A 15,054-nucleotide genomic window follows, 5' to 3' on the forward strand; every position below is an offset into this window, starting at 1 on the left:
GAACTGACGTGAATCGCACGTTGTGACAATTCTCCCCGCCTTTCTCCCTGCCGCAGAGTCCACCGATGGTCGCGACGTGTGCATACGCAGGGCGTCGCAGGCCATACGCAGGCTGGCCTCCTTGACCGAAATCAGCGGAAGCGGTTCACCGGGGGAACAGTTTGAGGTACTGGCGGGCGGTCATGCTCTTTACCGATGAATGGGCGAACGCCCCGGAATCGCGGGTGATGATGAAATCGATGTCATTGCGTTCGGCGACGGCGCGGATCAGACCGTCCTCGAAATCGGGTTCGTCGGAGTAGGCGGAATCGTCGCACTCCCGCTGACCGACGGGAAGGACGTCTAACAGCACCAGAAAATGGCGGATGAGCTGTCTGCATGCGGGTTCGCCCAGCGGCTTCCTGCACAGGTAGTAGAAGTCCTTCAGGGAACCGGAGGTCACGTATCCGGCGGCCTCGGACTTCGCCACCCGTTCCATGAGGGCGGTGGCGGGGTCGTGCTCCGGACGGTTCGCGACCGCGTAGTCCACAAGGATGTTCGTGTCGAACAGGAGCCTAGATGTCACGGTTCTCGAACTCCTTGCGCATGTCGTCGTAGGTCATGGTGTCCAGCTCGGTGCCGCGTGGCAGGTTCGCGATGATGTCCTGGGCGTCCTTGAAGGCGGCCAGTCGCGCCTGCCTGCGCGTGTTTCCCGAATCGTCGAACTCGGGGACGACCCCCGTGTTGGCGATGCTCTCCCACAGGTCGCGGATCAGCTCGTTGGGAGTGAGACCGGCCTTCCTGATGTAGTCGTTGGCCACGGCCTTGACCTTGGCGTCGACACTTGCGGAGACTGTAGCGGTCGCCATCGCATCCTCCTGTCTACTATCTACATATAGATAGTAGACAGTCTATTCGCACGCCTCGCGCCGGTCAATTCGTGGCACATATGGAATCGCCCTTCGCCTCATGCCGATATTCATGTTTTTCTGATGGGAATCCATCGGTGATTCTCGCGTGCGGAACGTACACTGAACAGCAAAAGTGGCGCAATGACGGCGTCGGCGTGAGGGGAAGGATGGCAAGTGATGGGCAACTTCGATTTCGTGCGTGCGGTGTTCCCGAACTGTGCGGACGACTGCATGAAGGCCGAATCGTACATCTTCTCCGACCCGATAGCGGCCTGCGCCTTTGCGAGGCGCGCCATCGACGTGCTGGTTGAGTACCTGCATTACGACGTGCTTGATCTGGACAAGCCGGATCATGACAACCTGGACGGGCGCACCAACAATCCCGAATTCAGGCGGCATGTCGATTCGGCCATCATCAGAAAGCTCAACATCGTCAGGAGAATCGGCAATATCGCCCTGCATGACGAGGATCCGAACATCTCCGTGGAACAGGCCAATGTCGTTGCGCGTGAGCTGTTCCAGATCATGCTGTGGACTGGATACCGGTTCACAGCGTCGCCGGACAAGGTGCCGCTGGATCGGCAGTTCGATCTGAACCTTGCCAGACGGGCGATGGCGCTCAATCCTCAGCAGCGTAACAAGTTGATCGCGAGCATAAAGAACGAACGTGAGAAGCACGCTCAGGAGATCGCCGAGCGGGACAATCGAATCAAATCGCAGGATGCGACCATCCTCGCGCAGCAGGCGGAGCTTGAGCGAATGCGCGAGCAGATCAAGGTCATGCAGCAGACGGTCAAGCCCGACAGACACGATTACACCTATAAAGAGGACGAGACGCGAACGGCCCTCATCGACCTGATGCTCGCCGAACAGGGGTGGAACCTGCGGGACGCGCGCAGTCGCGAATTCAAGGTCGAGAACATGCCGAAGACCGCGAAGAACCCCAGTGGCGTCGGATATGTCGACTACGTGCTGTGGGGCGACGACGGTCTGCCACTCGCCGTTGTGGAGGCGAAACGCACCTCCATCAGCCCGTCGGAGGGGGAGCAGCAGGCGCAAGCGTACGCCGACGCCTTGGAGGGGCTGTACCACAGGCGTCCCGTCATCTTCATGACCAACGGATACAAGACGCGCATCTGGGATGACCGGGGCAGCGGTGACAAGAAGTCGGTTGGGTATCCGCCGCGTGACGTGGAAGGATTCTATAAGAAGGACGAACTGGAACGGCTCATCGCCCGTCGGAAGGATGCGCGCGTGCTGTCCGCCGAGCCGATCTCCCTGCGCATCGCCGGACGGCCCTACCAGCAGGCGGCCATCAAGGCGGTCGATGAGGTGTTCGACGCTCGACAGCGTGCGGCGCTGCTCGTCATGGCCACGGGCACGGGCAAGACCCGAGTCGTCGTGTCACTCGTCGAACAGCTGATGAAGGCCGGATGGGTCCATCGTGTGCTGTTCCTCGCGGACCGTACCGCGCTCGTCAATCAGGCGTCGAACGCGTTCAAGGACAAGGACCACGGTCTGGGAAAGACCGTGCCGGTCGTCAATCTGCTCGAGGATGACAAAGCGGCTTCGGGCCGTGTGTACCTGAGCACGTACCAGACGATGATGAACCTCGTCAACGCCCGTGAGCTGGGAGAGGACGGCGGTGACGGCGGTGCGCGCGGCAAGTCGCTGCGCTTCGGCCCCGGCTTCTTCGATCTGGTCATCATCGACGAGGCGCATCGTTCCGTATACGCGAAATACGGGTTCCTGTTCCGGTACTTCGATTCGCTGCTGGTGGGGCTCACCGCAACGCCGAAGAACGAGGTGGACCGCAACACGTACCGGCTGTTCGGGTTGGAATACGACGAACACACCGGAGGCGTGCCTACGTTCGCCTACGATTTCGAGCAGGCGGTGAAGGAAGGCTATCTCGTGCCGGCGCGGGTGCTGCCCGTTAACACGAAGTTCATGGATCGCGGCATCACCTATGACGAGCTGTCGCCCGAGGAACAGGAGGAGTGGGACTCCAAGGACTGGGATGAGACCGGCGAAGTGCCGGACAAGGTCGATGCGAACGACGTCAACCGTGTACTGTTCAACGAGGACACCATCGACAAGATCCTCGGCACGCTCATGACGCACGGCATACACGTCGAAGGCGGCGACACGCTCGGCAAGACCATCATCTTCGCGCGCAACCAGGCGCACGCCGAAGCCATCAAGGCGCGATTCGACGCAGGCTGGCCACAATACGGCGGCACGTTCGCGCGCATCATCACGCACGCCACGCGCGACGCCCAGGCGCTGATCGAGTCGTTCGAGGACCCGGAGGGGGAACCGCATATCGCCATCAGCGTCGACATGCTCGACACGGGCGTCGACGTGCCGGAGGTCGTCAACCTCGTCTTCTTCAAACCGGTGATGAGCCGTACGAAATACTGGCAGATGCTCGGACGCGGCACACGCCTGTGCGCGGACCTCTTCGGGCCGGGCAAAGACAAGACGGAGTTCCTCATCATCGACTGCTGCCGCAACGTCGCCTTCTTCAACGAGCATTTCGAGGAGAGCAACGGCTACACAGGGCGATCCGCGAGGGAACGCCTGTTCCTGCTGCGGCTGGGGCTGCTGGAGACGCTTGATCGGGCTTCGGCGGAGAATGCGGGGAACTCGGAGCGTCTGGCATCGGCCGCGTTCGGCGGCTCCGACGACGATCTGACCCACTACCGCAGTGGGCTGGTGCGCATCCTCAATGGCACCGTCGGCGGCATGGACCCGGACGGCAACGTGCTGGTCAGGCCGCATCGGCTCGACATCGAAACCCTCTCGAACAAGGACTGGTGGACGTCGGTCACGAACGACAAGACGGTGCGTGCGGCGGGACTCGCCGGACTGCCGACCACGTTCGACGACGGCGAGAACACCGGTACGATGTCGAACCGCACGAGCGCGCGCTGGTTCGATCTGCGCGTGTACACCTACGAGCTGGCGCTGCTGCGTGCCAAGGCCGAAGCGGCGGGAGCCGCGGGCGGTGTCGACGGCGTCGACGGCGGCGCATCGGGATATGGCGTCGAGGAACCGGGCATCTCCCCGGACAAGGCGTGTCAGGACATTCGCGGTGTCGCCGAGCAGCTGCTTGACCCGCAAAAGCGCAACATCCCGGCCATAGCGGAATGTGCCGAGCTGCTCGAAGCGGTGGCAGGCGAGGACTGGTGGACGGACGTCACCGTGCCGATGCTGGAGACTGCGCGCAAACGCATCCGCACGCTCGTACGCTATGTGAACAACACGCGACGCAACATCGTCTTCACCGACTTCGAGGACGAACTCACCATCGAAGCGGAATCAGGCGTGACCGGCGGAGGCGACGTCGCCGCGGTCGATATGGAACGCTTCCGGGAAAAGGCGGGAGCGTTCCTCAAGGAACTGGAGAACGACATCACCCTCGCGCGCGTGCGCATGGGAAGCCAACTCACCGAACTGGACCTCCGACGGCTCGAACGCATGCTACTCGATAACGGCGTGGGCAGCGAACAGGACATAGAGGCGGCCGCCGAACTCAGCGGCGGCTTCGGCCTGTTCATCCGTTCGCTCGTCGGACTGGACCGGAACGCCGTCGAAATGGCGTTCGCACGGTTCCTTGACGGCAAACGCTACAACGCTAGGCAGATCCGCTTCGTGAACCTCATCGTGCGCGAGCTCACCGCGAACGGGGTGATGGATGGCAGCCGGCTGTACGAGCCGCCGTTCATCGACATGGACGCGAACGGCCCCGAAGGGGTGTTCCCCGACGGACGGGACATCGACGTAATCTGCGACATCCTCGACGGTGTGAGGCGTACGGCCATCCCGTTGCAGAAAACGGCGTGACGGGACGGCGATACGCTCGTCCCGCGTGTCGGCTTACGGCGGTAGGCTTGGCGCATGCTTGATATTCAATTCATTCGCGAACACGCCGATATCGTCAAGGAATCCCAGCGCAAGCGCGGCGAATCCGTCGAACTCGTCGACGAGGTGCTGCGCTCCGACGAGACGCGCCGCTCCTCCCTCAAGGAGTTCGAGGCCGCCCGCGCCCAGCAGAAGGAGATCGGCAAGAAGGTCGCCGCCGCCCCGGCGGACGAGAAGGCCGCACTGATCGCCCAGACCAAGGAGCTCGCCGCCAAGGTCGCCGAATACAAGGCCGCCGCCGACGCAGCGTCCGAGGAATACACCACCGCGATGTGGAAGCTGTCCAACATCGTCGAGCCGGAGGCTCCGGAAGGCGGCGAGGACGACTACGTCGTCGTCAAGAAGGTCGGTCAGATCCGCGACTTCGAGGCCGAAGGCTTCGAACCGAAGGACCACCTGACCCTCGGCACCAACGTGGCCGGCATCGACATGCGCCGCGGCGTCAAGGTCGGCGGATCCCGCTTCTACTTCCTGCGCGGCGCGGTCGCCCGCATGCAGATCGCCATGCTCACCATGGCCGTCGATCAGGCCGAGAACCACGGCTTCGTGCTCGCCATCACCCCGACGCTCGTGCGCCCCGAGGTCATGGCCGGCACCGGCTTCCTCAACTCCCACGCCGACGAGATCTACCGTCTGCGCGAGCCCGATGACCAGTACCTCGTCGGCACGTCCGAAGTGGCGCTGGCCGGCATGCACGAGAACGAGATCCTCGATCTGTCCAACGGTCCGCTGCGCTACTGCGGCTGGAGCTCCTGCTACCGCCGCGAGGCCGGCGCCGCCGGCAAGGACACCTCCGGCATCATCCGCGTCCACCAGTTCGACAAGGTGGAGATGTTCGTCTACGCCAAGCAGGAGGACTCCTACGCCGAGCACCAGCACCTGCTCGAGATGGAGCAGGAGATGCTCGCCAAGGTCGAGGTGCCGTACCGCATCATCGACACCGCCGCCGGCGATCTCGGCTCTTCCGCAGCCCGCAAGTTCGACTGCGAGGCATGGGTGCCGACCCAGGGCCGCTACCGCGAGCTCACCTCCACCTCGAACTGCACCGAGTACCAGGCTCGTCGTCTCAACATCCGCGAGCGCACCGAGGACGGCTCCACCCGTTCGGTCTCCACGCTCAACGGCACCCTCGCCACCACCCGCTGGCTTGTCGCGATCCTCGAGAACCACCAGCAGAAGGACGGCTCCATCGAGATCCCGAAGGCCATGCGTCCGTACATGGGCGGCAAGGAAGTCATCGAGCCCACTAAGTGGGAGGCGTGACGCGCCCTGCGCCGTCCGTCACGCCTGCTGTGTTTCGCGACGCGCGCGACAAGAGGCCGTCCCGTCTGTATAATTGAACGTCGTGCGCGATGCCGAAATGGTTCGCGCGCGTCACGGGTAGATGTCTGAGTGGTCTAAAGAGACGGTCTTGAAAACCGTTGAGGGGCAACCCTCCGCGAGTTCGAATCTCGCTCTGCCCGCCATCGGGGTTCCGGGTTCATGCCCGGAACCCCTTTTGTTGTGTTGCGTCTGTTCGTGACCTCCATTACGTGGTCTGACGTCACATCGCGCGATGAAATCCCCATGGAGTAGTGACGCGATTTTGCGGATTGGCGGAATAAAGCCGTTCTGCGACACCGCGCCATGGGATAAACACCGCGCCATGGGAATTTCACCGCGCCATGGGTGCCAAAACCGCGCCCAAACCACGCAGACGAAATGGAATTGGCCGTTTCCTTTGAGTGATTCCCGTACATATAATGCGTCGCAGGCACCTGAAGCTGCGGATGAAGCGGTGTGCCGAATCAGTCGGGGACGTTAAGGGAAGAAGAATATGTCGTTGCCGTTATGGGAGAGGCCGATCGCGTTGGCCGAGGCGTTGATGGCGAAGCACACCGTCAAATTGGCTCCGGAGCCTGCGGGAGAGCGCGAGGGGCTCGTCATCGTCTCGCACGCGGTGCAGTCGGATGCGGTGCAGGCGCAATCCGGCTCCGCAAGCGACTCCGTCACCGATGTGTTCGCATCGTCACGGGATTCGGTGGATCGGTCCGATCCGTCCGCAACCAGTCCGATCACGCTGGTCACGGTCGGTGACTCGCTCACCGTCGGATGCGGCGTCGCCAGCCAAAGCGAGGGACTGACTCCCAGCATGGCCCACGCGCTCGCCGCCAAGGTGGGGCGTCCGGTGCACTGGGCGACCCATGGCAAACTCGGCGCCACGATGCGCCGCGTGCGCTTCCGTCTGCTGCCGGAGGTTACGGAGAGCCCCGATCTGCTCGTGCTGTGCGCCGGATCGAACGATCTGATGGCGCGACGCAGCATGAAGGAGTGGCGTGCCGACCTCACCGCCGCCATCGACGAGGCCAAGGCGTTGTGCCCGCACGTCGTGGTGATCAGCTCCGGTCAGGTGTATCGTTCCCCGGCGCTCGGCCGTACGCTACGCAAGGCGATTCTCGACATGACGGATGCGCAGACCGCGGTCAGCCGTGAGATCTGTGCGGCCAAGCAGGTGACGTTCGTTGACATGACGCATTACGACACCGGCCTGACCGACGCCGAGTTCTGGGCCGACGACGATTTCCACCCTTCCAAGCGCTGCTATCAGCTGCTCGCGAACGGGGTCATCGAGCAAAGCGCGCCCGATCTGCTCGATTTCGCCAAACAGGCCTGACAGCAGGCCTGACAGGGGAAGCTGGAGGGCTCACACGATGCGGCGGTCGGCGGCCCAGCGGGTCAGTTCGGTGCGATTGGACAGCTGCAGCTTGCGCAGCACCGAACTCATGTGCGTCTCGACGGTCTTGATGGAGATGAACAGTTCGGCGGCGACCTCCTTGTAGGTGTAGCCGCGTGCGATCAGCCGCATGACCTCCTGTTCGCGAGCCGAAAGCCGGTCGAGCTCATCGTCGTGGATGGGCGAATCGGCTCCGAAACCGGCTCCGGCCGTGCCGTCTGCCATACCGCCGTTGCCGAATCCCACGGCGCTTCCAATACCCTCTCCGCCTCCGGTGGCCCCGGCCGAACCGGATCCCGCTCCGCCCTGGAACACGGACAGTACGAATCCGGCCAGTTTCGGCGAGAACACCGCATACCCCTCATGCACCTGCTTGATCGAGGAGATCAGGTCCGCGCCCGTGATCGTCTTGGTCACGTAGCCGCGGGCTCCGGCGCGGATCACCGAGCCCACGTCCTGCGGCGAGTCCGACACGGACAGTGCGAGGAACGCGGAGGCGGGGGAGAGCGGATGCGATTTGAGCAGGATCTCCGTGCCACCTGCGCCCATGCCTCCGGGCACGTGCACGTCGAGGAGCACCACGTCCGGCTTCGTCGCGGCGATCATCGCGATCGAACCGTCCACGTCGGCTCCCTGTCCGACGATGTCGAACGTCGACGAGAGTGTCGCGATCACGCCCGCGCGGAACATCTCATGGTCGTCAACCACCGCCACGCGGATCGGTTTGTCGATTCCGGGTTTGTCGATTCCGGGTTTGTTGGTTCCGGCTTCACTTGTCGTGTCAGTCGTCGGATTCTGTACGTTCATCGCTTCGCTCCTTGCCTTGCATTGCGTCTGCCTGCGACCTGCCGTCCACCCTGATCGGCATGTGCATGCGCACCTCGGTGCCCCATCCTGGCCTCGATACGATCTCCACTTTACCGCCGCGGCGTCGGATGCGTCCGATGATCGATTCGCGGATGCCCAGACGATCGGGAGGGATCGCGTCCACGTCGAAACCGGCACCGTGATCGCGCACGAACACCTCCACCAGCGCGGGTCCCGCCTCGCAGTACACCGATATCGGTTCGCCGCCGTGCGTGACCGCGTTGACGAGCGCCTGCTGCGTCGCGTCGAGCAGCGCGTCGGTCGCGGCGCTCGGGCGCGCGTCACCGACCGTCACCACTTCGATCGGCCTGCCGTGCTCGTCCTCGACATGCGCCGCGATCTCCTTCAGTCCAGCGCCGACCGACCGGTCGGACGTGACACGCGTCTGATACAGCCATTGCCGCAGCTCGCGCTCCTGTCCGCGCGCCAGTGTGAACACGGTGTCCGGTTCGCTGCTGTGCAGCTGGATCAGCGCCAGCGTCTGCAGTACGCCGTCGTGTAGATGCGCGGTCATGTCGGCGCGCTCCTCCTCGCGTTCCTTCGACGCGCGTTCGGCAGTCAGCGATCGCAGCATCGAATTGGCCCACGGCAGGATCGCAAGCACCACGCCGACGAGCAGCAGGAATCCGGCGAGGATGATCCGCTTCGGATAGGAGAGAAGCCCCGAGTACATGACGTTCGTCACGTAGCTCACGTAGGCGAGGAAGATGAGGATGATGCCGCCGACCATGGTCGGCAGCTGTCCGGTCCTCGCGTCGAATCGCGACCACGCCACCAGCAGTCCCGCCGCGGCGAGCAGCGCCGCGGGAATGAGTTCGCCGTGGTTCGTCACGCCGAGTACGAGACTCAACGCGATGAGCGTCAGACCTGACAGTGCGAGCAGCGCCGGTTTCGGCGCGCGTTTAAGCGCCTCCGTCACCGTTTCGGCCGTGCCCAGCGCCGTTTCCTCACGTGATTCGGCTCTCGTCTTGCCGGTGGCCATATCGCGATTGCCGCGTGCGAGGGGCGCGTCGGACACTTTGGCCGACTGCGATCGCGCGGCCGCGGCGGCGGCCGGATCACCCACCGGTACGAACATCCACAGGAACAGATAGGCCACGATGCCGGCCCCGAACAGGAACGTCATGAGGACGAACGCCAGCCGGACCCACGCCACGGAAACACCCAGATGCAGACTGATGCCCCGGCAGACGCCGGTCAGCATGCGGCCGTGCTTCGGCCGCATCAACGGCAGCCGTGCGGGCAGCATCGGGGGCAGCTGCGGCTGAGAACGTGCGTACGCGGCATGCACGCCGTACCTGCAATATTCGGCGTACGCGTCGTTCGCGCGGCCGTGCGGCGTCGGCTGGGCCTGTGACGAGGGGGTCGGGGTGGAGGTCATGCTCCCATTGTGCCCGATTCGGGGCGGTTTCCAAGGGTTTTGAGCCCGCGTTCAGGGAAGAATCAGGGTGTTCCCGGACGCCTGTGCAAGATCCTGACTGCTGTAATGGAAGCATGAACGACAACAAGAATCTCAAGGAACGCTTCTTCTCCTGGATACGCTCCACCGGCGTGATGCGCGGCGATGGCCGCTGGATCGGCGGCGTATGCAGTGGTCTGGCCGTCCGCCTTGGTTGGAGCCCCGCGCTGACCCGCGCGCTGCTCCTCGCCTCGACCCTGCTGTTCGGGTTCGGCGCGGCCCTCTACGCCATCGCCTGGGCGCTGCTTCCCGACGCCCGCAACGGACGCATCCTCGCCGAGGACGTCATCGCCGGACAGTGGGATTGGACCTGCGTGGGCGTGATCGTCATGTTCGCGATCGCGCTGATCATCCCCGGCGCCGGATGGGTGGCGATCGCTCTGGCCGTCATCACGCTGTGGGCGATCTGCCAGAGCAGCGTCCGCCAGCAGCACGGCTACGGCTTCGGCGCGCGCAATGGCCGCGGCGGCGGTCCGAACGGCGGCAATGGTCCGCAGAGCGGACCGCAGCCCGGCATGCAGGGACCGGGATTCCCCGGCGCGAACCCGTATGGCCAGCCCCAGCCGGGCGTGAATCCCAATCCCGTCAACCCGCCGCTGTGGCAGGGGGCGCCCAATCCGACGGCACCGATCGGTGTACCCGTGAACCCCGATGGGCGCCCGATCCCGAACCCGATGCAGCAACCGGCGCGGCCGGCGGCCGGCGCGATGCCGGCATCCGGGTTCCCCGTCGGCTCTCCGACACCGCCGAACACCGCGTATCCGTATGCGTCGGCGGTCCCCGGCTCCCCGTACATCGCACAGCCGACCGCCGCCTCCACCGCACCCTCGCGTCCGCAGACGGCTGCCGCGGCCAAGCGCCGTCCTCGCCGCAAGCCGGCCGGTCCGCTCGTCGTGCTGATGGTATTGGGACTGACGCTCGTCTCCGCCGCCTGGCTGATCCTGCACGTGTACGCCGGCGGCATGCACACCGCCGGCGCCATCGAAACGGTGCTGGCCCAGTCGACCATGTGGATCTCCGGCGTGTGCATCCTCATGGGGCTCGTGATCCTCATCCTCGGCATCGCCGGAAGACGATCCGGCGGCATGATCCCGCTGTCGATCATCGCGGCGGGCGCAGCGGTGGCGATGGTCATCGCCACCATCGCCTACGGGGGCACGGTCAACGGGGTGCTCTCCGATGCGCGCCGCAGCGGCTACACACAGGTGCAGATGGGCGGCAACCACGGTTTGTCCAACGCGAACGGCATGATCGCGCTGCAGGAGAAATACAAAGACGCCAAGGTCAACTACTGGGTGTCCGACGCCAGCCCCAAGACCTACTCGCAGCTCAAGAACGGCGTCTGGTTCGACGGCACCAACTACTTCGACGCCACCGCCAACATCGACCTGAGCCGGTTCAACCGCTGGTACCACGCCGACGGGGACAAGAACCGCTTCATCAACTGGTGCCCCGCCGGACAGATCAACCTCATCGTGACCAACGCCAACGTGCAGGTCACGCTCCCTGACGGCTGCCCCTACAGCTTCGGACGGGACGGCATGCTCCTTGACGAAGCCTCGGCGATCGGCGGATGGGGGACGCTGGTCCGGGACAACAACGTAATGTTCGTAACGCCTGGGTATTCCGGATACGAGTGGAGCTATCGTCCGGACGACTGGTTCAACAACGGCAAATCCGATGACGACGTCTCGTTCCAGATCAACTTCCTGCAGGGCAATTCCGGCAAGGTCTCGGTGGTATACGCCTCGGACAGCGGCATGCCGTCCTACACGGACTTCGTCAAATCCCACGTGAAGAACGACGACTGGGCCTCGGTCGACGCCACCACGAAACATCACTACGACGTGGAGACCGGCAGGTCCGGACCCACCGCCGACGACAAGGAGGACACCAATGAGTGACGACACCACCAAGGTCCTGCCCATGCACGATGCAGGCGACGAGAAGACCACCGTCCTGCCCGCGGCGGCCCCGACCGAACCGACCGAACCGGCCGATACGACCGTACTGCCGGTGCCGGAAGCGGCGACGGCCGCCGATTCGGCCTCGTCGGCCGACACCGAGGTGATGGAGCCGACGATCGCGGTCACATCGCAGACCCGCGAGGACGAGCAGACCACGCAGGCGCTCAGCCAGATCCCCTCCACGATCGACGACTTCGCCGATACGACTCCTTCAATCGCGAGCGTCGAGCCGATCCCGCTCGACGTGCCGCTGTCCGAGGCGATCCCCGCGGCCGCGCAGGCCTCCGCCTCGCCGTTCGTGTCGACGGCTCCCGATCCCGCGCCTGTGCTGGAATCCTCCGGTGCGACTCCGGCGCCGCAGGCCGAAGCCTCGACGCCCGTCGAGTCTTCCGCGCCTGTCGAGTCCTCCGCGCCCGTCGAACCCGAACCTCCGGTCTCCGGGCCGCGGACTGCGGCCCCGACCCAGAACAACCCCGAACCGCCCAAGGGCGCCAGCAGGTCGACCATCGTATTCGGCCTGATCATGCTGCTCATCGGCGCGTTCGGCATGTTCACCGGACTCAATCCTGCGGTGCTCGGCAAGTGGTTCTACGACATGACCCCGCAGACGGCCATCGCGATCATGTGCGCGGCGGTCGGCGTGATCCTGCTCGTCGTCGCCCTGATCTGGTCCATCGCCAAGGCGGTGGCGAGCCGCAAGGAGAAGTCGAAGCGGTAATCAACACAATGAATTCATCCGACATATGTCCACAGGACGCTCCCGGTCGGACTGAAGAGGCCTACAGTAGGGAACCATGATGGAAACGGTGAGGAAGACACTCTCGGCGGTCGCGGCCACCGTAGTGCTCCTCGCCGTTTTCGCCGTTCTCGGCCAGCTGATGATGCCGCGATGGAACGTCGAACCCTATCGGGACCACATTCCGGTCGCCTCGCCCGACACGGCCATCGCCCCGCGATCCGCGGCGATTGCGCACGAGGGCACGTTCCGGACGCGCGAACGCGACATCACCATCCATCTCGATGACGGCGCCAGCGTGCCCGCCGTCCTGCGCGAACCGGTCGGCGCGCCCGGCAATCGCCCCGCCTGCCTGTTCGTGCACGGTTCTGGCACCGGTGACGCCGAGGACTTCGGCGATATCGCCAACGCGATGAGCTCCGCCGGCATCGTCACCCTGGTACCGGCCAAACGCACCGACGACTACACGCCGCTGCACCGCGACTACTTGCGCTTCGCCCATGACTATTCGACGGCCTTCGACTTCATGAGGCTGATCCCCGGCGTCGACCCGTCGCACTCCGGCGTCTACGCCGAATCGGAGGGCACATGGATCTCGATGCTCATGGCGCAGCAACGCCACGACATCGCCTTCTCGATCCTCTCCTCCGCGCCCGTATTCAAGGGCCGCGAACAGATGGCGATGGCGTTGAGCGCCTACATGAGCCAGGCCGGCGTACCCAAGCCCGTGGTGCGGGACGCCGCCAAGCTCATCTCCCTCGACTTCGCGCCGTTCGACTTGAGATACGCAGATTTCGACGCGGAATCCACCTTCGACGGGCTCACCATGCCGATTCTCGTCAACTACGGCGTATACGACACCGCGATGCCGATCGAACAGGGCGCATCGACCATCGTCGACCAGGCGGCACGCCACGGCAATCGCAACGTGACCGTCCGCTACTTCGCTGCCAATCATCAGATGCGCGCCGGAACCGGACTGTTCTCGCCCGGACTGCCGTTGGCCGACGGGTATACGAAGGCCCTGTCCGACTGGGTGAACGGAATCGCCGTCGGCACGGACGCGCAGGGATGGGCCACCCCGCAGGTGGCCGGCGTGCGGCCGCATCAGAGGTACGCCGCGCCGGATGTGATCAGATCAGGCATCATCGGCTCGCTGGGCGTGCTCGTCGCTCTCATGGCCGCGCCGATCCTGTGCTTCGTCATTGCGGCGATCGGGGGAGTATGCTTCCTCCTCGCCGAAATACTGCGCAGACGCAGAATCGCCGCCTCGAACGCCGACGGCACCGGTCACGGACGATTCCCCGTGGTCGACAAGCATGGTCGGGCATTGCGCGCATGGCCCGGCACCAGCCGCAGTTTCACGCGCATGGTCGGCTATTCATGCGGGCTGCGGGCGCTGCTGATCGTCGGAAGCGCGACCGCGACGCTGACCCTCGCCGCGCTCGCCGGATACCTGTCCTACGTCGGCGTGGCCGCAGTGCGTGAATGGCGCAGCCCCGGAATCATGACGATCGGGTTCAACGGGCTGCGCATCGTATCCCTGCTGCTTGCGGTGCTTACCGGATGGCTGATCACCTGGCTGTGGCATTCGTGGAGGATACGCCGCGCGTACATTGCGCACGGACTGTATCCTGCGGCACGTCGCACCCGCTCCTCATGGATCCTCGGCCGGTGGCATTGGCTGCTCGCGTCGTTCGTCCTCGCCGGAATGCTGGTGACCTTGACCGTCCTCGCCTTCTGGGGCCTGTTCTCCCTCTGACGTCCTACTGCGCCGCCTCCGCCTCATCGAGATCCGCGAACCCGCCCAGTCGCACCGTATGGAGAATCGTCTCCTCGGTGAGATTGCGACCGGTCTCCACGCGATCGGCGATCATCGCCTCATACATCGCGAACGTCGCATCCGAATACGTGCCGAGTTCGCCGCGCAGATACGTCTCGAACGACGTGGCCTGCGTCGTGTCCTCGGCGGTCGTCAGCACGCGCATCGCGACTCCCAGCTTCGGCCAGCGTTCGCGGAAGTCGCGCGCCCAGCCGACCTGCGTCGCGATCACCCGCTCCTGCCGTGCGACGCGATCGTCGGACAGGCGCGGAATGTACGGTTCGATGTCGCGCGCGAACTCGACCGGCGCGGTCGAGGCCATCATGCGCCCGTACTTCTCGGTGATCAGATTGCGTCCGATCCGATCCGCCTCGTCCAGATCGCGCGCATAGCCGGTCAACAGCGGCGCATCCCAGGTGAGGAACTGCGCAAGACGCATCTGGTGGAACACCGGCCAGTTGCCCTGACAGGCGGCACGACCTCCCTCGTTGTTCGTGCGCTGGAACTGATCCCACTCATGGCGGACGATGCGCTCGCGCAGGTCGGTGAGATCGTTCGTCGGTGATTCCGGCGTCTTTGCCGATGTGATGTCCGTCATCGGTTCCTCCTTCCCCGAAGGTGTTTCACGGGGTGTTTCACGATTGTTTCACGGGATGTTTCACGTATTCGCGTA

General features: G+C 64.5%; 11 protein-coding genes and 1 tRNA gene. 7 read left to right on the forward strand and 5 right to left on the reverse strand.

What is annotated here, in order from left to right; genetic code table 11:
* Window positions 1–145 precede the first annotated feature (145 nt).
* Both BW11_RS03145 and BW11_RS03150 read right to left on the reverse strand, forming a co-directional pair.
* Complete coding sequence (locus BW11_RS03145; protein ID WP_140444485.1) at window positions 146–565, reverse strand: PIN domain-containing protein; 420 nt, start codon at window positions 563–565, stop codon at window positions 146–148.
* Complete coding sequence (locus BW11_RS03150; RefSeq protein WP_043164442.1) at window positions 555–848, reverse strand: type II toxin-antitoxin system RelB/DinJ family antitoxin; 294 nt, start codon at window positions 846–848, stop codon at window positions 555–557. The genes BW11_RS03145 and BW11_RS03150 overlap by 11 nt, the downstream gene beginning before the upstream one ends.
* A gap of 219 nt (window positions 849–1,067) precedes the next feature.
* Here BW11_RS03150 and BW11_RS03155 point away from each other — a divergent pair, with 219 nt between their 5' ends.
* From BW11_RS03155 to BW11_RS03170, 4 genes are all read left to right on the forward strand, one after another.
* Window positions 1,068–4,739 carry a DEAD/DEAH box helicase family protein gene (locus BW11_RS03155; protein WP_140444484.1) on the forward strand — a complete coding sequence of 1,224 codons (3,672 nt, stop codon included), beginning with the start codon at window positions 1,068–1,070 and terminating at the stop codon, window positions 4,737–4,739.
* Window positions 4,740–4,793: 54 nt separating this feature from the next.
* Complete coding sequence (serS, locus tag BW11_RS03160; protein ID WP_043167619.1) at window positions 4,794–6,080, forward strand: serine--tRNA ligase; 1,287 nt, start codon at window positions 4,794–4,796, stop codon at window positions 6,078–6,080.
* A gap of 115 nt (window positions 6,081–6,195) precedes the next feature.
* A tRNA-Ser gene (locus BW11_RS03165) sits at window positions 6,196–6,283 on the forward strand.
* Window positions 6,284–6,633: 350 nt separating this feature from the next.
* Window positions 6,634–7,470, forward strand: coding sequence for an SGNH/GDSL hydrolase family protein (locus tag BW11_RS03170; RefSeq protein ID WP_140444483.1), 837 nt, complete (start codon window positions 6,634–6,636; stop codon window positions 7,468–7,470).
* Window positions 7,471–7,500: 30 nt separating this feature from the next.
* Here BW11_RS03170 and BW11_RS03175 read toward each other — a convergent pair whose 3' ends face one another.
* The gene (locus tag BW11_RS03175; protein WP_373453050.1) at window positions 7,501–8,220 is read right to left on the reverse strand and encodes a LuxR C-terminal-related transcriptional regulator; all 720 of its coding nucleotides are present in this window, start codon (window positions 8,218–8,220) and stop codon (window positions 7,501–7,503) included.
* Window positions 8,221–8,311: 91 nt separating this feature from the next.
* Window positions 8,312–9,646 (reverse strand): ATP-binding protein, encoded by a 1,335-nt coding sequence (locus tag BW11_RS03180; protein WP_258184501.1) that lies wholly within the window; start codon window positions 9,644–9,646, stop codon window positions 8,312–8,314.
* A gap of 245 nt (window positions 9,647–9,891) precedes the next feature.
* Between BW11_RS03180 and BW11_RS03185 the strand changes: the two genes are divergently transcribed.
* From BW11_RS03185 to BW11_RS03195, 3 genes are all read left to right on the forward strand, one after another.
* Window positions 9,892–11,760 (forward strand): PspC domain-containing protein, encoded by a 1,869-nt coding sequence (locus BW11_RS03185; RefSeq protein WP_140444481.1) that lies wholly within the window; start codon window positions 9,892–9,894, stop codon window positions 11,758–11,760.
* On the forward strand, window positions 11,753–12,541 hold the full coding sequence (locus tag BW11_RS03190; RefSeq protein ID WP_140444480.1) for a hypothetical protein: 789 nt from the start codon (window positions 11,753–11,755) through the stop codon (window positions 12,539–12,541). Before BW11_RS03185 ends, BW11_RS03190 begins: the two co-directional genes overlap by 8 nt.
* Window positions 12,542–12,617: 76 nt before the next feature.
* Window positions 12,618–14,321, forward strand: a complete 1,704-nt coding sequence (locus BW11_RS03195; RefSeq protein WP_258231280.1) for an alpha/beta hydrolase — start codon at window positions 12,618–12,620, stop codon at window positions 14,319–14,321.
* A gap of 4 nt (window positions 14,322–14,325) precedes the next feature.
* On the opposite strand, the gene BW11_RS03200 is transcribed toward BW11_RS03195, so the two are convergent.
* A complete protein-coding gene (locus tag BW11_RS03200) occupies window positions 14,326–14,979 on the reverse strand; it encodes a DUF4125 family protein (RefSeq protein ID WP_140444479.1) in 654 nt (217 codons plus the stop codon).
* Window positions 14,980–15,054 lie beyond the last annotated feature (75 nt).

Source organism: Bifidobacterium sp. UTCIF-38, from assembly GCF_006454495.1.
Taxonomy (GTDB): domain Bacteria; phylum Actinomycetota; class Actinomycetes; order Actinomycetales; family Bifidobacteriaceae; genus Bifidobacterium; species Bifidobacterium callitrichos.

Excerpts from the sequence above, each read along its gene's own strand:
- BW11_RS03155 (WP_140444484.1), top strand. The coding sequence starts at position 1,068 with ATGGGCAACTTCGATTTCGTGCGTGCGGTGTTCCCGAACTGTGCGGAC.
- BW11_RS03150 (WP_043164442.1), bottom strand. The coding sequence starts at position 848 with ATGGCGACCGCTACAGTCTCCGCAAGTGTCGACGCCAAGGTCAAGGCC.
- BW11_RS03180 (WP_258184501.1), bottom strand. The coding sequence starts at position 9,646 with ATGCTGCCCGCACGGCTGCCGTTGATGCGGCCGAAGCACGGCCGCATG.
- serS (WP_043167619.1), top strand. The coding sequence starts at position 4,794 with ATGCTTGATATTCAATTCATTCGCGAACACGCCGATATCGTCAAGGAA.
- BW11_RS03200 (WP_140444479.1), bottom strand. The coding sequence starts at position 14,979 with ATGACGGACATCACATCGGCAAAGACGCCGGAATCACCGACGAACGAT.
- BW11_RS03175 (WP_373453050.1), bottom strand. The coding sequence starts at position 8,220 with ATGTTCCGCGCGGGCGTGATCGCGACACTCTCGTCGACGTTCGACATC.
- BW11_RS03170 (WP_140444483.1), top strand. The coding sequence starts at position 6,634 with ATGTCGTTGCCGTTATGGGAGAGGCCGATCGCGTTGGCCGAGGCGTTG.
- BW11_RS03195 (WP_258231280.1), top strand. The coding sequence starts at position 12,618 with ATGATGGAAACGGTGAGGAAGACACTCTCGGCGGTCGCGGCCACCGTA.
- BW11_RS03190 (WP_140444480.1), top strand. The coding sequence starts at position 11,753 with ATGAGTGACGACACCACCAAGGTCCTGCCCATGCACGATGCAGGCGAC.
- BW11_RS03185 (WP_140444481.1), top strand. The coding sequence starts at position 9,892 with ATGAACGACAACAAGAATCTCAAGGAACGCTTCTTCTCCTGGATACGC.